18 protein-coding genes, 1 tRNA gene and 1 other RNA gene are annotated in these 21,283 nt (G+C 39.9%); all 20 read left to right on the top strand.

Going from position 1 to position 21,283, the window contains the following annotated elements; translation table 11 throughout:
- Nucleotides 1-51 precede the first annotated feature (51 nt).
- The 20 genes from VTHSUH11_RS02830 (at nucleotide 52) to VTHSUH11_RS02735 (ending at nucleotide 21,283) form a co-directional block, all read left to right on the top strand.
- Nucleotides 52-2,745: a DNA translocase FtsK gene (locus tag VTHSUH11_RS02830; RefSeq protein ID WP_105092582.1), complete on the top strand. Its 2,694-nt coding sequence runs from the start codon at nucleotides 52-54 to the stop codon at nucleotides 2,743-2,745.
- Between the two features lie 13 nt (nucleotides 2,746-2,758).
- Nucleotides 2,759-3,211: a helix-turn-helix domain-containing protein gene (locus tag VTHSUH11_RS02825; RefSeq protein WP_059363386.1), complete on the top strand. Its 453-nt coding sequence runs from the start codon at nucleotides 2,759-2,761 to the stop codon at nucleotides 3,209-3,211.
- Nucleotides 3,212-3,245: 34 nt separating this feature from the next.
- Nucleotides 3,246-5,147 carry a YgiQ family radical SAM protein gene (locus tag VTHSUH11_RS02820; protein ID WP_105092581.1) on the top strand — a complete coding sequence of 634 codons (1,902 nt, stop codon included), beginning with the start codon at nucleotides 3,246-3,248 and terminating at the stop codon, nucleotides 5,145-5,147.
- Complete coding sequence (locus VTHSUH11_RS02815) at nucleotides 5,144-6,184, top strand: ABC transporter substrate-binding protein (protein WP_105092580.1); 1,041 nt, start codon at nucleotides 5,144-5,146, stop codon at nucleotides 6,182-6,184. Before VTHSUH11_RS02820 ends, VTHSUH11_RS02815 begins: the two co-directional genes overlap by 4 nt.
- 89 nt (nucleotides 6,185-6,273) lie before the next feature.
- Entirely contained in the window at nucleotides 6,274-7,620 is a 1,347-nt protein-coding gene (rimO, locus tag VTHSUH11_RS02810) for a 30S ribosomal protein S12 methylthiotransferase RimO (protein WP_105092579.1), read from the top strand.
- A gap of 60 nt (nucleotides 7,621-7,680) precedes the next feature.
- Entirely contained in the window at nucleotides 7,681-8,931 is a 1,251-nt protein-coding gene (locus VTHSUH11_RS02805) for a competence/damage-inducible protein A (protein ID WP_105092578.1), read from the top strand.
- Nucleotides 8,931-9,974, top strand: a complete 1,044-nt coding sequence (gene recA / locus VTHSUH11_RS02800; RefSeq protein WP_105092577.1) for a recombinase RecA — start codon at nucleotides 8,931-8,933, stop codon at nucleotides 9,972-9,974. Before VTHSUH11_RS02805 ends, recA begins: the two co-directional genes overlap by 1 nt.
- Before the next feature lie 58 nt (nucleotides 9,975-10,032).
- Nucleotides 10,033-10,485 (top strand): regulatory protein RecX, encoded by a 453-nt coding sequence (locus tag VTHSUH11_RS02795; protein WP_059363370.1) that lies wholly within the window; start codon nucleotides 10,033-10,035, stop codon nucleotides 10,483-10,485.
- 114 nt (nucleotides 10,486-10,599) lie between these two features.
- Nucleotides 10,600-12,159, top strand: a complete 1,560-nt coding sequence (gene rny, locus VTHSUH11_RS02790; RefSeq protein ID WP_371851258.1) for a ribonuclease Y — start codon at nucleotides 10,600-10,602, stop codon at nucleotides 12,157-12,159.
- 173 nt (nucleotides 12,160-12,332) lie between these two features.
- Complete coding sequence (dnaG, locus tag VTHSUH11_RS02785; RefSeq protein WP_105092576.1) at nucleotides 12,333-14,090, top strand: DNA primase; 1,758 nt, start codon at nucleotides 12,333-12,335, stop codon at nucleotides 14,088-14,090.
- Nucleotides 14,091-14,111: 21 nt separating this feature from the next.
- Nucleotides 14,112-15,275, top strand: coding sequence for an RNA polymerase sigma factor RpoD (gene rpoD, locus VTHSUH11_RS02780; protein ID WP_059363365.1), 1,164 nt, complete (start codon nucleotides 14,112-14,114; stop codon nucleotides 15,273-15,275).
- Nucleotides 15,276-15,418: 143 nt separating this feature from the next.
- Nucleotides 15,419-15,757 carry a 6-carboxytetrahydropterin synthase QueD gene (queD, locus tag VTHSUH11_RS02775; RefSeq protein ID WP_105092575.1) on the top strand — a complete coding sequence of 113 codons (339 nt, stop codon included), beginning with the start codon at nucleotides 15,419-15,421 and terminating at the stop codon, nucleotides 15,755-15,757.
- A complete protein-coding gene (locus VTHSUH11_RS02770; RefSeq protein WP_105092574.1) occupies nucleotides 15,732-16,394 on the top strand; it encodes a radical SAM protein in 663 nt (220 codons plus the stop codon). Before queD ends, VTHSUH11_RS02770 begins: the two co-directional genes overlap by 26 nt.
- Nucleotide 16,395: 1 nt before the next feature.
- Nucleotides 16,396-16,959, top strand: a complete 564-nt coding sequence (gene folE / locus VTHSUH11_RS02765; protein WP_105092573.1) for a GTP cyclohydrolase I FolE — start codon at nucleotides 16,396-16,398, stop codon at nucleotides 16,957-16,959.
- Nucleotides 16,960-17,043: 84 nt separating this feature from the next.
- Nucleotides 17,044-17,118: transfer RNA gene (locus VTHSUH11_RS02760), tRNA-Ile, on the top strand.
- Between the two features lie 149 nt (nucleotides 17,119-17,267).
- On the top strand, nucleotides 17,268-18,008 hold the full coding sequence (locus VTHSUH11_RS02755; protein ID WP_105092572.1) for a tRNA (adenine(22)-N(1))-methyltransferase: 741 nt from the start codon (nucleotides 17,268-17,270) through the stop codon (nucleotides 18,006-18,008).
- Nucleotides 18,009-18,034: 26 nt separating this feature from the next.
- Nucleotides 18,035-19,141 (top strand): Nif3-like dinuclear metal center hexameric protein, encoded by a 1,107-nt coding sequence (locus VTHSUH11_RS02750; protein WP_105092571.1) that lies wholly within the window; start codon nucleotides 18,035-18,037, stop codon nucleotides 19,139-19,141.
- A gap of 70 nt (nucleotides 19,142-19,211) precedes the next feature.
- Nucleotides 19,212-19,568: RNase P RNA component class A (gene rnpB / locus VTHSUH11_RS02745), an RNA gene on the top strand.
- A gap of 38 nt (nucleotides 19,569-19,606) precedes the next feature.
- Complete coding sequence (locus VTHSUH11_RS02740) at nucleotides 19,607-19,939, top strand: thioredoxin family protein (protein ID WP_105092570.1); 333 nt, start codon at nucleotides 19,607-19,609, stop codon at nucleotides 19,937-19,939.
- Nucleotides 19,940-20,155: 216 nt separating this feature from the next.
- The gene (locus VTHSUH11_RS02735; protein WP_105092569.1) at nucleotides 20,156-21,283 is read left to right on the top strand and encodes a hydrogenase small subunit; all 1,128 of its coding nucleotides are present in this window, start codon (nucleotides 20,156-20,158) and stop codon (nucleotides 21,281-21,283) included.

Raw genomic sequence — 21,283 nt, 5'->3', positions numbered from 1 at the left:
TGATGATTTAAAATAGATTTTTATATTAAAGTAAGGGGTTTGTACAAGATTATGGCAGAAGAGAAAAAAACTTCTACACGAGGGCGGAAGCCCCGTAAAAAACGGGCTACATCAGCGCCTAAAAAGGAAGGATTTTCACTGCGCAATGAAGTGAAAGGCATTATCGTCATTGGCGTTGCTATATTGGCACTATTGGGCTATTTTGGTTATGAATTAGGCGTTGTAGGCGAAGTATTAACAGGTGTTTTTCGCTATGGATTTGGCTTTGGGGGCTTTATTCCGTGTCTTGCTTTGTTATGGCTTGGTTGGCGTCTATTATATCAAGGTCAATTTATGTCCATTACTAGACGGGGCATTATTATAACTGTGTTCTACTTATTAGCTATTACCTTAGTACCATTGTGTCGCGTGCCTGTAGGGGATGAATTAATGACTACTGCATTAGCGGGAGAAGGTGGCGTCGTAGGTGGTTTATTAGCTACATTTTTTAGAACTTTATTCGGTGAGCTAGGTTCTATTATTGTTGTATCCATCCTTATGCTTTGCTGTGGTATCATTATTACCCGTTTATCCTTGGGTAGTGGGTTGCGTAAGGCAGCTGATAAGACTCAGGTAGGTCTTGATAAGGCTAAAGAAGTAGCTGTTGAAAAGGTTGCTGTTGCAAAAGAGGTTATAGAAGATTGGAATGAGCAACGAAAAGAGGCGGCTCAACGCAAGGCGTATAATCGTGAAAAGGATCAACGGTATACCAATGCAACGGAAAAGGCTGTAGAGTCCCTTGAGAACCGTGGCGTACTAGAGTCTGGTGACGAGTATGTAGTTGAAGCTATGGATACACATAGTCCATCCTCTTGGCGTGAACTGGCAGATTTAGAGGCTCGCAATCGCGCAGCAGAGCAATTATCAACATTATCTGAAGAATCTGGTGATGCTAATAATAGCAGTGAAGATGATGATGTTACAGCTGATAGAGAATCTGATGCTGTTCCCGCGTGGCTAAATAATCAAAATGACTTTGACGATGAAGATTTTGATACAGATGGGGGGAAACCTATTGAGGATGACGAGCATATTGTAGTGGAAACAAATCCAGAGGAATATTCTTATCGACCAATCACAATGGGGCCTACTGAGACTAATCATGCTGCTATAGCTAGCGCCGTTCCTGGCACTGGTGCAGCAGCCAGTGCCGTTAGCGCAGGTGCTGGTATGAGTGGTATGCCATTGTCAGTTCCTTCCTTAGCAAGTACTGCTGAGGATACAGCGCAAGTAGCTGTTTCTAAAGATGGACATATTCATAGAACCTATGACAGACCATATCATTTCCCAAGCCTAGATATTTTGGCGAAAGGAGAGGTAGGTCAAAACAATAATGATGAGGTTGCTTATAATGCAATGCGTCTCGAAGAGGTGTTGGCAAGCTTTGGGATAGCTGCTAAGGTTGTGAATGCTACGCAAGGCCCAACTGTAACACGTTATGAAATCGAGCCTGCTCAAGGTGTTAAGGTAAGTAGAATCGTCAATTTGACAGATGATATTGCGCTGAATCTTGCGGCTCAACATATTCGTATGGAAGCGCCGATTCCTGGTAAATCTGCTATTGGTATTGAGGTACCAAATACGAAAACTGAAGCGGTTCATCTTCGTGATGTACTAGATTGCAGTGACTTTAAAGAGGCACGGGGGGGTATTCCTGTTGGTCTTGGCAAAGATATTGCAGGTAAACCTGTTATTACGGATCTTGCTAAAATGCCGCATCTATTGGTGGCTGGTACAACAGGGTCTGGTAAATCTGTATGTGTAAATACATTGATTTCTAGTATTCTCTTTAGTCGTAAACCAGAAGAGGTTAAATTACTATTGATTGACCCTAAGATGGTTGAGTTATCTGTTTATAATGGGATTCCTCATTTGATGGCACCAGTTGTAACAGATATGAAAAAGGCAGCAGCTGTATTGCGCTGGGCCGTGCGTGAAATGGAAGCCCGTTATAAGGCATTTGCTGCATCTGGCAAGCGTGATATTAAAAGCTATAATGAAGCACATCCAAAAGCGGCAATGCCACTCATCGTATTGATTATCGATGAGTTAGCTGACTTGATGATGACTGCTCCTGATGATATAGAAGAGTCCATTAGTCGATTAGCACAGATGGCTCGTGCCGCTGGTATTCATATGGTTCTAGCTACGCAACGACCTTCTGTTAACGTTATTACCGGTTCTATCAAGGCTAATGTACCAAGCCGTATTTCCTTTGCCGTAGGGTCTCAAATAGACTCTCGTACAATTCTCGATATGGCAGGGGCTGAAAAACTTCTTGGTAAAGGTGATATGCTGTTCTCTCCAATTGGTGCAAATAAACCAATTCGTGTACAAGGGGCTTTCATCTCTGATGATGAAGTAGAGCATTTGGTAGAATTTGTAAAACAACAACGAGAACCGGAATATGACGATACGGTGACTGCTGAAGCAGAAAAGGAATCTGCATCGCAAGATAATGATGAACAAGATATTTATCGCGATGAATTACTAGAGAGAGCGGTTAATCTTGTTATGGAATCTGGACAAGCGTCAGTTTCTATGTTGCAACGTAGATTCCGTATTGGTTATACTCGGGCGGCACGTCTTGTAGATACGATGGAGGACCTTAAAATTGTAGGTCCTAATATGGGTAGTAAGGCTCGAGAGATTTTAATGAGTCCAGAACAGGTGAAAGCAAGATATTTCTCTGATTCTGAAGAATAGAAAGGGATATACTGTGGCTGAATTAGGTGAAGAACTACGCCGTGAACGGGTACGTAGAAATCTCACATTTAAAGATATTGAACAAGTACTTCATATTAAAACAACCTATTTAGAAGCCATCGAAGATGGGAATTTTGCAGTTATCCCAGGACGTGTATACGCCAAAGGTTTTATTCGTAACTATGGAAATTATCTAGGACTTGATGGAGAGCGTTTAGTAAAAGCTTATCAAAATCAAGTGGGTGAAGTAGATACTTTTACGATACGTCCTATAATGCGTCAAAAAAAGCAGGGAACTATCAACTCTGTACAAAGTGAATACGTAGAGCATCAGATGGCAAAACGCCGCATGTCTTTAGAGACACGACAAAAAAAGCGTCAACGGTCTATCGCACAAGAACGCGTGATGTTAGCTGTTATTGCTGTATTCATAGTCATATTTATGATTTGGTTGTTTTTATTCTAAGATAAATCATTACGTTTAAGGAAAGGTTACATTGATGGATACATTTTTAGTTACAGAACGCGCAGATATGGAAGCACGCGGATGGGCAGAGCTTGACTTTGTGCTTATCAGTGGCGATGCGTATGTAGATCATCCGTCTTTTGCGCCTGCCGTAATCGGTCGTTATCTAGAATCAAAGGGGTATCGTGTAGGCATTATTGCTCAACCTGATTGGAATGATGTGAATGCATTTAAACGGTTGGGCAAGCCTCGACTTGCATCCCTTGTAACCGCCGGAAATTTAGATTCTATGCTCAATAAATTTACGGCGGCTAAAAAAATTCGTCGTGAAGATGATTATTCGCCAGGTGGTGAGGCGGGACATCGTCCTGATAGAGCCACATTGGTTTACTCGAATCGAATGAAAGAGGCCTATCGTGATGTACCTCTTATTATTGGGGGCATTGAAGCATCCTTACGCCGATTTGGACATTATGATTATTGGTCTGATACAGTGCGTAGATCCATTCTGGTTGACTCTAAGGCTGATGTACTCGTCTATGGGATGGGTGAATTACAAATTATTGAGTTAGCAGAGGCCCTTGATAAAAATAGATTTGATGAGTCTTTGCCAAATATTTGCGGTATTTGCTATATGGCAAAAGAAATACCATCTTATTGTATTGAGTGTCCGTCCTTTGAAGATATCAAGTCTGATAAAAAAGCGTTTGCTGAGGCATTTCGCATTCAATATGATGAGCAAGATCCATTTTATGGAAAGGCAATTGCTCAAAAACATGGTGATCGCTATGTGGTGCAAAATACCCCAGCATTACCATTAACACAAGAACAAATGGATGGTGCCTACGATTTGCCGTATACTCGTAAATGGCATCCCTCCTATGATGATAAGGGTGGTGTCCCTGCATTGAGCGAGGTTCAATTTAGCCTCGTTAGTCAGAGGGGATGTTTTGGTAGTTGCTCTTTCTGTGCCATTACGAATCACCAAGGCCGTATCATCCAAAATCGTAGCCATGAATCATTAATTGATGAAGCAAAATTGATGATTAATATGGATGGGTTTAAAGGTTATATCCACGATGTGGGTGGGCCAACGGCAAATTTTAGACACTTAGCTTGTGATAAACAAGCTGCTTATGGTGCGTGTAAAGGACGTACTTGTGCAGCACCTATACCTTGTGAAAACTTAAATACAAATCATGATGATTATGTATCTTTGTTACGTAAATTACGAAAATTAAAGGGCGTAAAAAAGGTATTTGTAAGATCTGGCCTGCGATATGATTATGTGCTAGCTGATAATAATAAAGCCTTTGTTAAGGAACTTTGTGAACATCATGTGAGTGGGCAGTTAAAGGTGGCCCCTGAACATGTTTCTAAACGTGTTACAACCATGATGGGCAAGGCTGGAAAAGAAGAGTTCTTACTTTTTAAAAAGTGGTTTGAAGAAGCAAATCGTGAATTGGGGAAAAAGCAATATCTTGTGCCTTATTTCATGAGCTCTCATCCAGGATGTACCTTAGAGGATGCCATTGAATTGGCTGAATTTTTACGAGATCAACATATGTACCCTGAGCAGGTGCAAGATTTTATTCCTACACCGGGAAGCCTTTCTACTTGTATGTACTATACGGGCATTAATCCATTAGATGGTAAACTTGTATATGTAGCAAAAAAAGGGCGCGATAAGGCTAAGCAACGGGCATTGATGCAATATAAAAATATTGAAAACTATGATCTTGTAAAGGAAGCTCTTATTGAGGCTGGACGACGTGATTTAATTGGATTTGGGCCTGAATGTTTAATTCCACCTAGACCTATTGGACAGGGCAAATCACAAAGTATTGGTCATAAAAAAATGGGACACTCAAGAGGATTTAATCCGTCTCATATAAGCGAATCCAAGGGTGGACGTAAAAGGAGATTTACGCGATGAAACGATGGATGGCTTTTAGCATACTCATGCTGTTTGTCATAGGGATGTTAGGATATGGCATATACTTTTATCGGGCAGAGCAACTTGAAAAAGCGAAGGCCCCCGTACGTGGTGAAATCACAGTATATACCGATTTACCTAACAATTTAACTACATTGCTTGCTGATAAATATTTAGTGGAAAAGAATGTAAAGGTTACTATTATGCCTCTTACAGAGGAACAAATGGAGCAACGTGTTTCCTCTAAGTTGGCAGATACCTCTGGCGATGTGGTCATTACATCTGAAGATAATCTAGTTATTGGCGCCAGTCAGGATAAATTTGTACCTATTGTTAATGAACGTATTGATGAGGTTTTAGACCGATTAAAGGATTCCAATGGATACTGGGTTGGTCTTTGGTATGATCCTATTGTCTTTGTCCAAAATGGAACCTTTTATAAAGGTTTAGGCCAACATATTACGACTTGGGATACATTACAGAAACCAGGGACATGGCGCATCGTGATGACAGATTTTGTAGCTTCTCAAAATGCGGCCAATCTTTTGTATAATATGGTGGAATATAAAGGCGAACCAGATGCACTAGCATATTTGCTCGCTTTAAAACCACATGTTATGCAACATGCTAAATTTCTTTCTACTCCGATACGTTTAACCGCTCTTGGCGAATCTGATATTGGTATTGGCAATCTATCTGATGCCCAACAATATATCCGCCATTCATATCCGGTAAAAATGATTTACCCTAGTGATGGTACATCATTTTATTTGACTGGTGCGGCTATACAAAAGGACTCTAAACATAAAAATGAAAGTATTGAATTCATTACTTGGCTATTATCTAACGATACAGCCAAGTATATGATGGAAAATAATTTTACTTATATTTTCGCGAATCCAGAGGTAGTAGAACCATTAGATTCTCTAGGGAAATCTGTAGTATTATGGCCTGTTAATGGAGGCTATACAGTAGAGGGGAAAAAGCTTTTACTAAATCACTGGGTAAGTCAAGTGCGTTTTAGAAAAGATCAATAGTTATTGAGTTTCAGATAAGATTAATAGATATTGAGTTTGATACAGGACTCTAATTGAAATAGTTACATTCTATAAAGAAAGGATTTAGAATGACCAAATTATTGGGATACATTAGCCTAGGTTGTGCTAAAAATTTAGTAGATACAGAGGTCATGCTGGGATTATTAAAGGATAATGGCTATGCTATTACCGATGATTTAAATGAGGCTGACTTGATTATCATCAATACTTGTACTTTTATAGAGAAAGCGAAGGAGGAATCCATTAATACGATTCTAGAGGCTGCTCAATATAAAGAACAGGGCCGTTGTAAGGGCTTGATTGTAGCGGGCTGTTTAAGTCAACAATATCAAGATGAATTATTTAAGGAAATTCCTGAAATTGATGCACTTATCGGTACGGGCGCGTGGGATCAAGTTATGGTTGCCGTTGATGCTATTGAACATGGTAACCGTAGTTGCATTATGGAAAACATCACTAATATATATGATGAACGGATGCCGCGTATTCAAACAACACCTCGCTACAGTGCGTATGTAAAAATTGCTGAAGGCTGTAATAATGGTTGTACATTCTGTATCATTCCTAAGGTTCGTGGTGCTTTTAGAAGTCGTACCATTGAATCTATTAAGGCTGAAGTTGAACGATTGGCTGATGCCGGCGTTAAGGAAATCGTTCTCATTGCGCAAGATACGACTAGCTACGGTATTGATTTGAATAATGGTAAACCATTGCTCACAAAATTATTAAAAGAATTAACTAAGGTAGAAGGTATTGAATGGATTCGCATGCTCTATTTATATCCTACATTCTTTAGTGACGAATTATTGGATATCATCGTTAACGAACCTAAGCTTTGTAAATATGTGGATATTCCATTACAACATGTTAACAATGATATTCTGAAACAAATGAATCGTCGTGATTCTCGCGAGGACATTGAACGATTATTGAAAAAAATCCGTAATGCTTCGACTCATGTAACACTTCGTACGTCTATCATCGTAGGTTTCCCTGGGGAAACCGATGAACAATTTGAGGAACTTTGCGAATTCGTGAAAGATATCAAGTTTGATAATATGGGCGTATTTACGTACTCTCAAGAGGAGGGCACTATTGCTGGCGCCCGTGAAGACCAAGTGCCAGAAGAGGTTAAAGAAGATCGTTATCACACATTGATGTCCATACAAGCTGCCATTTCAGAGGAAAATAACCGCGATTTAGAAGGAACTATTGATTATGCAATGGTTGAAGAATTAGAAGAAGGCGATAATGATACGCTTCTTGCTAAAGGTCGTTTAAAATCGCAAGCTCCTGATGTAGATGGCAATATGTATATTGAGGATTGTGGCGACAAAGTTAAACCTGGGGATATCTTGAAAGTTCAAGTAGAACAAGGTTTTGCTTATGATGTAGTAGCTACTATCGTAGAATAATAAGCAGTGTATTAGGTAATACCACTACTAACACATATGAAGTGATGGGAGGTATTTACGATGATTGTAGAATTAATTTCTACAGGCTCTGAATTATTACTAGGGGATACGGTGAATACAAATGTCTCCTGGTTAGCACAGGAGCTTAATAAATTAGGTTATTCCGTTGCCTATCAGTCCGTAGTAGGCGATAATCCTGGACGCATGGCAGAGGTCTTTAGAAAAGCTGGTCAACGTGCTGATATTGTCATTAGTACCGGTGGATTGGGACCAACTCAAGGTGATATAACACGACAAGTATTAGCTTCTTCATTGGATCGCAATGTAGTATATAATGAAGATGCCATGGCTGAGGTGAGACAATTCTTTAAGCGTGTTGGTCGTGAAATGCCTGATGCGAGTCGCAGAGAGGCTATGTTGCCAGAAGGGTCTAGTGTCCTAGAAAATCCTGTCGGTGTCGCACCTGGTGTAGTAACCGTAGATGGGGATGTAACCTACATTTTGTTACCAGGACCTCCTGGTGAAATGAAAGGCATGTTTGAACAGAGCGTTGTCCCTTATCTTTCTAAGCGCTTTGGCTCTCAAGGGGTTGTAACCTCTTATCGATATGCGGTTTATGATATTCGAGAAATCGATTTAGAAGAGCGTGTTATGGATTTGATTAAACAACAATCCAATCCGACCATAGCTCTGTTAATTAAAAAAGGTTACATCGAATTGCGCATTACTGCTAAGGCTGAATCTTTAAAAGCAGCACATGATCTATTGGATCCATGGGCCCATATAATCTATCGGCGTTTAGGTTCGCATATTGGCCGAGAACTAGATATTTCTATGGAGGAAACCTTAGGTAATACCTTAAAAGATGGATCTGCCACAATTGCTACGGCTGAATCTTGTACATCGGGACTTGTTGGTAAATTATTAACCAATGTAAGCGGTAGTAGTGATTACTATATGGGAGGCATTATATCCTATAGCAATGATGTAAAGCATCGAGTGCTAGGTGTGCCACAAAAATTACTCGACACATATGGTGCTGTTAGTGAACCAGTGGCGAAAGCGATGGCAGAAGGAGCAAAGCGCGTATGTAATACTACATATGCAGTGTCCACAACGGGCATAGCGGGTCCTGGTGGTGGCACAGCCAATAAACCAGTAGGTCTTGTGTGGATTGGTGTAACTGGTCCACAAGGAACAGTGGCACACAAAGTAAATTTAATTGGTAATCGTGAAGATATCCGCCTTAGTGCGGCTGAATTAGCATTATATTATGTGAACTTATATATTCAAGAAAAAGGGGATAAATAATGGCTCTTGATGGTAGACAAGCGGCGTTAGATAACGCATTAAAACAAATAGAAAAGGATTTCGGTAAAGGTGCTATTATGCGCCTAGGTGAAGCGGCAGATCGTATGAATGTAGAGGTTATTTCCTCTGGTTCTCTTGCTATTGACCTTGCTGTAGGTGTAGGTGGTTTTCCGCGTGGCCGTGTGATCGAAATTTATGGTCCTGAATCATCTGGTAAAACAACAGTGGCTCTTCATGCCGTAGCAGAAGCACAAAAACAAGGTGGTGTTGCTGCATTTATTGATGCGGAACATGCTATGGACCCAATCTATGCACGCAATCTTGGTGTAGACATCAATAATCTATTGATTTCTCAGCCAGATAATGGTGAACAAGCTCTAGAAATTACAGAGGCTCTTGTTCGTAGCGGTGCTGTAGATATCGTAGTAGTTGACTCAGTTGCTGCATTGGTACCGAAAGCGGAAATCGAAGGGGAAATGGGCGATGCTCACGTAGGCCTTCACGCTCGTTTGATGAGTAAAGCATTGCGTAAACTAACAGGTACTATTAATAAAACTAAAACCGTTGTTATCTTTATCAACCAATTGCGTGAAAAAGTAGGCGTAATGTTTGGTAACCCAGAAACAACTACTGGTGGTCGCGCTTTAAAATTCTATTCTTCTGTACGTCTCGATGTACGTAAGGGCGAATTGATTAAGGCTAATAATGAGAACGTAGGGGCTCGTACAAAGGTTAAGGTTGTTAAGAATAAGGTGGCACCTCCATTCAAAACCGCTGAATTTGACTTGATGTATGGCCAAGGCATTTCCAAAGAAGGTACTTTAATCGATATCGGTACTAATATGGAAATTATCAAAAAATCCGGTGCATGGTATTCTTATAATGGTGAACGCATGGGCCAAGGTAAAGAGGCGGCTAAACAATATCTCTTTGATAACCCTCAAGTAGCAGAAGAAATCGATCGTATCATTCGCGATACATTAGCAGCTGAACCAGAAACATTTGATGTTGTAGGGGAAGATGTTACTCCTGAAGAAGATTAATTGTTACATCATATATACTGAAAGGGCTACTAGGTAGCCCTTTTTTACTGAGGTTATTATGACAGATAATATGTTTACAGAAGAAGAGAAACAGGCGGCCTTAGATCAAGCATATCGATTTTTAGGACAACGGTTTTTGAGCTCTTATGAATTACGCCAAAAAATGAAACGTAAACAAATTGCATCAGAATTGATTGATTACGTGGAAGAACGGCTGATTTACTACGATTATATAAACGATGAACGATTAGCAAAACAAGTTGTATCGTACTTAATGAGAGAACAGAAATATGGTGCCTTTCTTATTAGACAAAAAATGAAATTGCGTGGTCTTGAGGTTCCTCGTGATATTGAAAGCTATGATGAGTTAGCGGCCGCGTATCGCGTAGTAGATAAAAAATACGGTGAACATATCAGTGATACATCACGCATAAAAGTAATGAATTTTCTTCGCAATAGAGGCTTCTCTATGAGCACCATTACAAAGGTTTCAGAGGCCTGTCAACCTTGACAGAATAGGCATTCAAGTCTAAAATTAAAATAGCCTTGTAAATATACAATTTAGTTATAAGGTTATGTAATTTGGTATTTTGAAAATCTGGAATCAAGGGGCAAATGCCCGTGTGTGACGATACAGGAGGTGGGTCTGATTTTAGAATATAGTCTAATTGCAGTGGTAATGGTACTGATTGGACTAGGTGTAGGTTATTTTTTACGAAAAAATATCGCAGAAGGAAAACTGAATCAAGCTGAGCAAGAGGCTGAGCGCATTATCGCAAATGGTGAGCGCATGGCCGAGTCTAAAAAGAAAGAAGCTTTATTAGAAGCGAAAGAAGAAATTCATAAGCTCCGTTCTGATGTGGAACGAGAAAATAAAGATCGTCGTTCTGAATTACAACGTATGGAACGCCGTATTCTTCAAAAAGAAGAATCTTTGGACAAAAAATTAGACAATATTGAGCACAAAGAGGAAGCTTTACATCGTAAAGAAGCTGACTTAGTTCAAAGCCAAGAAAAGGTTGATGCTTTATATGAAAAGCAAATGGCAGAATTAGAACGTATTTCTGGCTTAACCTTTGATGAGGCAAGGAACATCTTGTTAACCAATGTGGAACAAGAAATCCGTCATGAAACGGCTATGATGGTAAAAGAAATGGAACAGCAAGCCAAAGATGAAGCGGAAAAGAAAGCAAAGGAAATTATTTCTGGTGCAATTCAACGCTGTGCAGCTGACCATGTAGCAGAAACAACAGTTTCTGTAGTAGCATTGCCAAACGATGAAATGAAGGGTCGTATTATTGGTCGTGAAGGCCGTAATATTCGCGCTCTAGAAACATTAACTGGTATCGATTTAATCATCGATGATACACCAGAGGCCGTAATTTTATCTGGCTTTGATCCAATTCGTCGTGAAGTAGCACGAATCGCATTGGAAAAACTAATTGTTGATGGTCGTATCCATCCTGCTCGCATTGAAGAGATGGTGGCAAAGGCTCGTAAAGAGGTGGACCAAACAATTAAAGAGGCTGGTGAACAAGCTACTTTTGAGGCTGATGTTCACGGTTTACATCCTGAAATTATTAAAATTTTAGGTCGTTTGAAGTATCGTACTAGTTACGGTCAAAATGTGTTAAAACACTCTATTGAAGTATCCCATTTAGCAGGTCTTATGGCAGCAGAACTTGGCTGTGATGTTACATTAGCTAAACGGGGCGGCTTAATACATGATATTGGTAAGGCTCTGGATCGTGAAATCGAAGGTTCCCACGTGGAAATTGGTGTCGATGTAGCTCGTAAATATCGTGAAAGCGCTGCTGTAATCAACTGTATTGGTGCTCATCATGGCGATGAAGAATTCCAAACAGTAGAAGCTGTTCTCGTAGCAGCTGCAGATGCTATCTCTGCAGCACGTCCAGGCGCGCGTAGAGAAACATTAGAAAATTACTTAAAACGATTATCTAAATTGGAAGAAATCGCCGAATCTTTCGAAGGTGTTGAAAAATGCTTTGCAATTCAAGCTGGCCGTGAGATTCGCGTTGTAGTAAAACCGGATAAGATTGATGAAGCTGAGTCTACATTACTTGTTCGGAATATCGTAAAACGCATTGAATCCGAATTAGAATACCCTGGTCAAATTAAGGTTGTTATCATTCGTGAAACACGCGTTGTAGATTACGCTAAATAAGCATTATATCAAATTAAGGCTGCAATATTATATTGCAGCCTATCCTTTTTAGTTCTTATCTATTCTTTTTAGAGGATTTTTGAAAGTTTTATCGAATATAGAATTATAGACCTTTTTCGTCTATGGTTGTATAGTCGATAAAAATAGGGATACAAAGCAGGGGAGGTGTTCTGGTGAGTCGATATTTTGAAAATGAATTAATTGAACAAATTAAAGATGCTAATGATATCGTATCCGTCGTATCAGAACATGTTGCTTTAAAGAAAAAAGGAAAAAATTATTGGGGATGTTGTCCATTTCATAATGAAAAGACGCCGTCATTTAGTGTAGCTCCAGATAAGGGGTTTTATTATTGTTTTGGCTGTCATGCATCGGGTAATGCTATTAAATTTTTGATGGAATTAGAGGGGATTACCTTTGTAGAGGCCTTAGAACGCCTTGCAAATCGCGCGAATATACCATTACCAGAGGCAAAGCTTTCACCAGAGGTACGGGCAAGAGAAGAGCGGCGAAAGAAACTATATGAAGCGTGCGACTTAGCAGCGAATTTCTTTCATAATTGTTTGCTCAAAACATCGTTTGGCAAGGTGGGATTAGAGTACCTTAAAAAACGGGGACTTACGGATGAAACGATAGAAAAGTTTAAGCTTGGATTTGCCCCTGATGGATGGGATAAGTTATACAAAGCCTTTAGAGAACGAGGCATCGAGGAATCGATTTTGATTGAGCTCAATTTGATTCGTAAGAATGAAAAGGGTCAAGCTTATGATTTCTTCCGGAACCGAGTTATGTTTCCTATCATGGATGGTAAAGGCCGTGTAGTGGGATTTGGTGGCCGCGTCATGGATGATAGCACGCCTAAGTATTTGAACTCTCCAGAATGCCAAATCTTTGAGAAAGGGAAAATTCTATTTGCCTTTGATAAAGCCTATAAATCGATACGTGAGCACAAACAAGCCATCTTAGTTGAAGGCTATATGGACGTTATTTCAGCTCATAATAAGGGCGTCACCAATGTAGTGGCTTCATTGGGAACTGCATATACAAAGGATCATGGTCATATCTTGATGCGCCAAGCAGATGAAATTATATTAGCTTATGATATGGATGGTGCCGGACGTCAAGCTGCTGCTCGAGCCATTGAATTATTGCAGAATACAGATTTTAAGGTTCGCGTATTAGCTATGCCAGATGGTAAGGACCCAGACGATTATGTGCGAAATCATGGAGGACAGGCGTTTAGAGAACTCGTAGAAAAAGCGGTTAAACCTCTAGACTATTTATTGAGTGAATCGCTTATAAAACATGATACCAATGAAGCGGAAGGTAAGCAGGCGGTTATGCAGGATATATTCCCATTCATTGCGAATATCCATAGCCAAACCGTGCGAGATGATGCATTAAAGGCACTAGCATTGCCGTTGTGGTTAGATAATAGCACTATATTTCGTTATTTTAGAAACTACACACAAAAGGGAAATATTGAATTAGTGAATGAAGGGGCCACAAAGCCCAAGGATATTGTCAGTGGTGATGAAGAGTTATTAATGGCATTAGCCATTACAAATCCACAGGCCTTACAAGAGGTTATACAGTATTTACCCTTAGAGGACTTTCAAAATATTCAATATCGCGGTATAATAGAAAAGATATACACCTTATTTACTCAAACTGGTCAATATCAGCCGGAATCTGTAGAGGTCGTGCTAACGCCTCAAGAATATGAAATTTTTTCACGGCTTATGATGATTGAAGTAAATGAAGCGGTGCCTGTACTTATCCGTAAAATACGGCTTCATTCCCTACGGGAACAATATAAAATGCACTCAATTTTGGCCGATCAATTAAAACGTGCAGGAGATTCGACATTTATTAGCGAATTACATAAGTGTCAGGAAATACAAAATCTAATTAGAGAATGGTCTAAATAGTAATTGATAAAGGAGAGCGCTGTGGCTAAGAAAGAACAAAAAAGTCAAATAGAGGAGATTGTTGCACAACTTCTTGAAAAAGGCCGTAAAAGCGGTGTGTTGACACAATCGGAAATTTCAGATGCTCTTCATGAGCAAACTGATTTAACAGCAGAACAATTGGATGATATTTATGTTACTTTTAACAAATTAAACATCGAAGTTGTTCCAGATGTTGATGACGAAGATAAAGACGATGCCCTCGAACCTGAACCTGATGATGAAGATGTTGAAGGCGCATCAGAAAAACATATATCCATAGATTTAAGTGTGGATGCTAGCGTTAATATCGACGACCCAGTTCGCATGTATTTGAAAGAAATTGGTCGTGTTCCATTGTTATCCGCCGATGAAGAAATTGTTTTAGCAAAACAAATCGAAGCTGGGGCAGCAGAGGATGCTACATATAAAGAAATACAGCTTAGCAAGAAGGCTAAGAAGAAATTGGTAGATGCTAACTTGCGCCTAGTTGTAAGTATTGCTAAACGCTATGTTGGTAGAGGTATGTTATTCTTGGACTTGATTCAAGAAGGTAATTTAGGCCTTATCAAAGCGGTAGATAAATTCGATTACACAAAAGGTTATAAATTCTCCACCTATGCAACATGGTGGATTCGTCAAGCGATTACACGGGCCATTGCTGACCAAGCAAGAACAATACGTATTCCAGTTCATATGGTTGAAACAATCAATAAATTGATTCGTATTTCTCGACAATTATTGCAAGATAAAGGTAGAGAACCTACGCCGGAAGAAATTGCAGAAGGCATGGGCATTACTGCAGAACGTGTTCGTGAAATTCAAAAAATTGCACAAGAGCCTGTATCCTTGGAAACACCAATCGGTGAAGAAGAAGACTCCCACTTGGGTGATTTTATCGAAGACCAAGATGCGGTGGCACCAGATGATGCGGCTAGCTATATCTTGTTGCAAGAACAAATCGAAGACGTATTTACATGCTTAACTGATCGTGAGCAACAAGTATTGATTTTACGTTTTGGTTTGAAAGATGGTAAACCACGTACACTTGAAGAAGTAGGTCAACACTTTAATGTAACACGTGAACGTATTCGTCAAATCGAAGGTAAAGCGTTAACGAAATTACGCAATCGTGGAAAACGCGATAAAATAAAAGATTTCTTATAAAGTCAAAATACAGTCCCTCTCAACATTCCTCGTATGTCATCTGTTTATGAGACAATTGAGTTCTTTGAGAGGACTGTATTTTTTGTATTATCATAGCATGTTATAATAAAAAGATAGATTACAGATATACAAAAGGAGTTTTTATGTATACCGTTAGTAAACGTTTAGAGGTGAGTGCATCTCACAAACTAACATTAGATTATCCAAGTAAATGTCAAAACCTACATGGCCATAACTGGATTATTACTGTACATGCACGCAGTGAAGAATTGGATCACAATGGTATGGTTATTGACTTTACAATTATTAAAGAGAAGATTCATGGTCGCTTGGATCATAAACATATTAATGATGTGTTAGGGGATATTAACCCAACTGCGGAAAATATGGCAAAATGGATTGCCGACGAATTAGGTCCAAAATGCTTTAAGGTAGAGGTTCAAGAGTCAGAAGGAAATGTTGCTATCTATGAACGTGATTGAAATATTCGCATCCATTGATGGTGAAGGGAAGCGCCAAGGTTGTTTGACTACCTTTTTACGCCTCCATGATTGTAACATTCGCTGTTCTTATTGTGATACTTTGTATAGTTATGGTCCTCAAAGTACTTTTGAAAGTATGAGTATTCAGGCTGTAGCGGATATTATCGAACAACTAGGTAATCATCGCATCACTATTACTGGCGGAGAACCTCTTTTACAGGAACAGGATGTTATAGAACTAATTGATGAATTGACGAAACGCAATCCTCAATATGATTTCAATATTGAAACAAATGGTACTATCGTACCAAGCTTTCAAAGAGATAATGTATGGTTTACCTATGACTATAAAACGCCATCATCATTGGCAGAAGATTCTATGAATCTAGACATTTTCAAGATGGCAACAGCTGAGGATATCATTAAATTTGTAGTTGGTTCTGTTCAAGATTTAGACCGTATGGATGAAGTTCTTAAAACATATCCTACGAATGGTCAAATCTTCGTGTCCCCTGTGTGGGGAAATATTGAAGGGGCTATGATTGTTGATTATATGAAAGCCCATAATTGGCAGAACGTTAAATTTCAGCTGCAAATCCATAAATTTATTTGGGACCCTGGTGCGAAAGGAGTATAACATGGACACAAATCGAATAGAATCTCTAGTGTATCAACTACTAGAAGCATTAGGGGAAAATCCAAACCGTGAGGGCCTCGTGGAAACACCAAAACGGGTAGCTCAAATGATGGAAGAAATGTTCGAAGGCATTCAGTATACCAACGCGGAGATTGCTGATATGTTTGGTAAAACCTTTGAGGTGGATACAAACCAAATGGTTGTGGTAAAGGACATTACATGCTTTTCGCACTGTGAACACCATATGGCCTTAATGTACGATATGAATATCAGTATAGGCTATATTCCTAGAGGTCGCGTTATCGGTCTCTCTAAGATGCCACGTATTGCAGAAATGTGCTGTAAACGATTACAATTGCAAGAAAAAATCGGCGAAGACATTGCGGAGGTCATCTCCATCGCTACCGGCACCGACGACGTCATCGTCCACATCACCAGCTCCCATAGCTGCGTCAGCGCTCGTGGCGTAAAATCCACTAATAGCAAAACAACCACCCTCGCCACAAAAGGCATATTCGAACAAGACGATATGATCAACCGATTCCTAACACTAAAAAACGCATAAGATAAATTATCCTGTTTAAGCCCGGAGCACCGTAGATAACTTGACGTACCTAAAAATTTTCAGTATAATTTTATACGCAAGCTTGGGCCTATAGCTCAGGGGTAGAGCAACCGGCTCATAACCGGTCGGTCCCTGGTTCGATCCCAGGTGGGCCCACCAAACTTGTATAAAACGAACCTAAAACCTGTCCGTTAGGGGCAGGTTTTTTGTTATAATACAGATATATAGAATAAAAATTTGATTACTCTTTATTGTTAATCTAGTGATATAGTAGATAGGTCTATGGACCTGTTATAAACGAGGCAATTATGAAAGCAAAACCTATGATGAATCGCTTAGAGGCGGTATTTGATATCGTTCCAAAGGCAGACGCTATTGCTGATATTGGAACGGATCATGGTTATTTAGCGGTAGAGCTAATCACGCGGGGTAAAGCAAAGCGTGTTATAGCTGGCGATGTGAATAAGGGACCTCTTGAATCAGCAAAATCATACATTCAATCTCGAGGTTTAAGTGATGTAATCGACTGTCGCCTTGGAGATGGATTACAGATGACGAAACAGGGAGAGCTAAATGGTGCCATTTGTTGTGGCATGGGTGGTTTCTTGATGCGAGATATCGTTAAAGCAGGACCGGAACCTCTAGAGTTTTATGTATTGCAACCACAAAATGGTCAAGCAGAATTGCGCCAATACATGGTGAAAAAAGGATACCAGATTATTAAAGAAATTATCATGAAAGATATGGGGAAAATGTACACCGCATTTTTAGCAATTCGTCATGATATGAATAGTCGCAATCCTAGTCACAATGATGCTGATGTTACTATTTCAAGTGATAATCCCTATATAGATTTACCCACTACTTCCATTCTTTGGTCTGTAGGGGCTTTATTAGCTCAAGAAAAACCTGCGTTATGGAATGAATACGTAGATTATTTAATTTATCAACGTCAATGCGCCTTAGACGGCATGACAGAGGCACTTTCACATACGGAAAAATATAAAGAATTACAAGGTGAAATCGATGAATTAGCGAGATTACGCTGATTTTTAGAGACGTTAGGAGTGATACTATGGTTACAGCAAAACAAATTATTGAATCAATGGAACGATGGGCTCCACCTCATTATGCTGAATCTTGGGATAATGTAGGTCTTATGGTTGGGTCGAAACAACGTGAGGTTTCTAAGATTATAACTAGCCTTGATATTACACCTGAAGTGGTTGATTATGCTATTTCAGAGCAAGCGCAAATGATTATTAGCCATCATCCCTTTATTTTTAAGGGCATTAAATCCCTAAATCTAGATAGCCCTCAAGGCCATGTGATTGAGAAACTTATAAAAAACGATATTGTTGTATATAGTGCTCATACGAACCTCGATATTGCTGAGGGGGGGCTCAATGATATGTTGGCGAGCCGGTTAGGGTTAGTTAATGTGAAAGGATTTGTTCCTACAGGGGCTGATACGCTATATAAAATCACCACCTTTGTACCTGTTGATGCGGCTGATGCGGTGCGCGACGCAATGGCTAAGGCTGGGGCTGGTCGCATTGGCAATTACGAGGCTTGTAGCTTTAGTTTTACCGGCGAAGGTCGATTCAGAGGTAATGATGAATCCCATCCTGTAGTAGGCGAAGCGGGTTCATTAACGGTAGTGCCTGAGGTAGCTATCAATGTTATTGTGGACAGTAATCATAAACAAGCTGTTATTGAGGCTATGAAAGCAGCGCATCCTTATGAAGAGGTGGCTTATGAGGTATTTGCTATGTATGAGCCGAATATGGGTCGCACCTTGGGGCGAGTTGGTGAATTGCCTGAATCTATGGATTTTGAAAGCTTCCGCGAGCATATACAAGAGTCTTTGCCTCATGCTAATTTACGATTTGGAGGCATAAAAAAAGAGACCGTTAAAACTGTGGCACTTTGCTCCGGTGGTGGTGCAGAGTTTATTAAGAATGCAATCAAGGCTGATGCATATGTCACCGGTGATTTGAAATATCACGATGCTCAATTAGCAAAAGAATTAGGTGTACTCGTTGTTGATGCAGGACATTTTGGTACGGAAGAAATCGTAGCGGATGGAATTCGTGATTATTTAATGAATCAATCAGCAGAAAGTAACTGGGGCATTACTATACAGTCCTTTGAAAATCAATGTGATTTTTTCTTTGATTAGAGACTTTCATAATCCTAACAGAAAAATTCGATATTCTTGCATAGTGCATAGAGCTATGATAAACTGAATTGAAGCAAGTATGAAAGACGGTTGCGAGTCCATTGGATTCGAGGAAAGTCCGAGCTCCATAGGGCAGGATGCCAGATAACGTCTGGCGAGGGTGACCTTAGGGAAAGTGCCATAGAAAAGGAAACCGCCACGTAATTGGTAAGGGTGGAAAGGTGAGGTAAGAGCTCACCAGCAGTCTGGTAACAGGCTGGCTCGGTAAACCCCATCCGGAGCAAGACCGAATAGGGAAGGGTTAACGGTGGTCCCGCCTACCTTCCGGGTTGTGTCGCTCGAGCGTGCAGGCGACTGTACGCCTAGAAAGATAATCGTCACCGCGCAAGCGGAACAGAACTCGGCTTAATGATTGCTTGCTTCTTACCTGATATTTATATTGAACTATAAAAAGGAGGCCTTTCGATGGCTATCACTGCTATTACTAGTGTAGAACAATTTGATGAATTAGTATTAGGTTCTAAAGAGCTCGTTATTGTAGATTTCTGGGCTGGTTGGTGTGAACCTTGCATAGTTATGCGTCCGGAAGTAGAAGCAGTAGCAGAAAAATTGGACGGCCGTGTTAAATTCTTCACAGTAGATGCAGAAGATAAAGCTTTGCGGCCTATCTTGTTAAAAGAAGATGTAGAAGGTATTCCTTCCATGGTATTCTTTAAAGATGGCAAATTATTGGATCGCATTGCTGGCTATAAAAAAGCAAATGTATTAGAAGCTTTGATTAATGAAGTGATAAAATAATTTATACATGAATAACACCTGGCTAGGTAATTATAATAATTACTTAGCTGGGCATTTTTTTTGATAAACATATAGAGAACTGAGTATTATGTCATAGTTTTATAATTATTAAAATGTTATAATAAATTAATTAAGAGATGATATTTCTCGATAGTAATAGTTAATTAGGTAATATAGAAATATTGCTTCAAAGTTGTTGTGAGGAGGCTGCATTCCATGAAAAATCGTGTGAACAGTTTATGGACTCTCTTTCAAGAGAGACGTCTCAGTCGACGTACATTTATGAAGTCTTGCGTGGCACTGACTGCTATTTTAGGTTTGCCACCTACCATGCTTAATACGGTGGTAAAAGCTGCGGAAACGACAGAATTACCTACAGTAATCTGGCTTCATGGTCATGAATGTACAGGTTGTAGTGAATCCTTTATTCGTTCTTCTTCACCGTTTACATCCGATGTAATTTTAAATATGATTTCTTTGGAATATGATGATACATTGGCTGCAGCATCTGGGGAACCATTAGAGGAACACCTCAAAAAAATCATTGCTGAGAAAAATGGCAAATATATCCTTGCTGTTGAAGGTGGCGTTCCGTTAGATGAAAACGGTGTGTACTGTACAGTAGGGGGCCGTACATTTAAGGAGTCCTTATTAGAAGCTGCTAAAGGTGCAGCGGCCATTATCGAGTATGGCTCCTGTGCATCTTGGGGTGGTATTCAAGCAGCAAAACCAAATCCAACAAATACGGTATCCGTATCCTCTGTTGTATCTGGTAAACCTATTATCAAGGTTCCTGGCTGTCCTCCAATCCCAGAGGTTATGACTGGTGTAGTTATGCACTATGCATTATTCGGTCAAATTCCGCCTCTAGATTCTCAAGGTCGTCCTAAACAATTCTATGGCAATCGTATTCACGATACTTGCTATCGTCGTGCCTTCTTTGACTCCGGTCTTTTCGTTGAAAAATTTGACGATGATGCATCTAAATCAGGTTGGTGCCTGTACAAAGTAGGTTGTCGTGGACCTCAAACATATAATTCTTGTGGTAATTTGCGTTGGTGGAATGGTTTATCCTACCCAATCCAATCCGGCCACGGCTGTATTGGTTGCTCTGAAAAAGGTTTTTGGGATAATGACGTATTCTACAAACGATTACCTGATATTCCATTGGCAAACACCATTACTACGGCTGATACAATCGGCACAGTAGCAGCTGTTGGCGCTACTGCGGCGGTTATCGTCCATGGTGCTGCAACCCTTGCTCGCAATAAATACATTGATATTCAAGAGGAAAAACGCTTGAAAGAACAAGGTTTGTGGGATGAGAAGAAACATAATAATTGA

The sequence above is a fragment of the Veillonella tobetsuensis genome (assembly GCF_002959935.1).
Lineage (GTDB): Bacteria > Bacillota > Negativicutes > Veillonellales > Veillonellaceae > Veillonella > Veillonella tobetsuensis.
This window is presented reverse-complemented; position numbering and strand designations above follow the sequence as displayed.

Bases quoted from the DNA above. Each gene is read 5' to 3' on its own strand.
- VTHSUH11_RS02830 (WP_105092582.1), top strand. From the start codon at position 52: ATGGCAGAAGAGAAAAAAACTTCTACACGAGGGCGGAAGCCCCGTAAA.
- VTHSUH11_RS02820 (WP_105092581.1), top strand. From the start codon at position 3,246: ATGGATACATTTTTAGTTACAGAACGCGCAGATATGGAAGCACGCGGA.
- VTHSUH11_RS02815 (WP_105092580.1), top strand. From the start codon at position 5,144: ATGAAACGATGGATGGCTTTTAGCATACTCATGCTGTTTGTCATAGGG.
- rimO (WP_105092579.1), top strand. From the start codon at position 6,274: ATGACCAAATTATTGGGATACATTAGCCTAGGTTGTGCTAAAAATTTA.
- VTHSUH11_RS02805 (WP_105092578.1), top strand. From the start codon at position 7,681: ATGATTGTAGAATTAATTTCTACAGGCTCTGAATTATTACTAGGGGAT.
- recA (WP_105092577.1), top strand. From the start codon at position 8,931: ATGGCTCTTGATGGTAGACAAGCGGCGTTAGATAACGCATTAAAACAA.
- VTHSUH11_RS02795 (WP_059363370.1), top strand. From the start codon at position 10,033: ATGACAGATAATATGTTTACAGAAGAAGAGAAACAGGCGGCCTTAGAT.
- queD (WP_105092575.1), top strand. From the start codon at position 15,419: ATGTATACCGTTAGTAAACGTTTAGAGGTGAGTGCATCTCACAAACTA.
- VTHSUH11_RS02770 (WP_105092574.1), top strand. From the start codon at position 15,732: ATGTTGCTATCTATGAACGTGATTGAAATATTCGCATCCATTGATGGT.
- folE (WP_105092573.1), top strand. From the start codon at position 16,396: ATGGACACAAATCGAATAGAATCTCTAGTGTATCAACTACTAGAAGCA.
- VTHSUH11_RS02755 (WP_105092572.1), top strand. From the start codon at position 17,268: ATGAAAGCAAAACCTATGATGAATCGCTTAGAGGCGGTATTTGATATC.
- VTHSUH11_RS02750 (WP_105092571.1), top strand. From the start codon at position 18,035: ATGGTTACAGCAAAACAAATTATTGAATCAATGGAACGATGGGCTCCA.
- VTHSUH11_RS02740 (WP_105092570.1), top strand. From the start codon at position 19,607: ATGGCTATCACTGCTATTACTAGTGTAGAACAATTTGATGAATTAGTA.
- VTHSUH11_RS02735 (WP_105092569.1), top strand. From the start codon at position 20,156: ATGAAAAATCGTGTGAACAGTTTATGGACTCTCTTTCAAGAGAGACGT.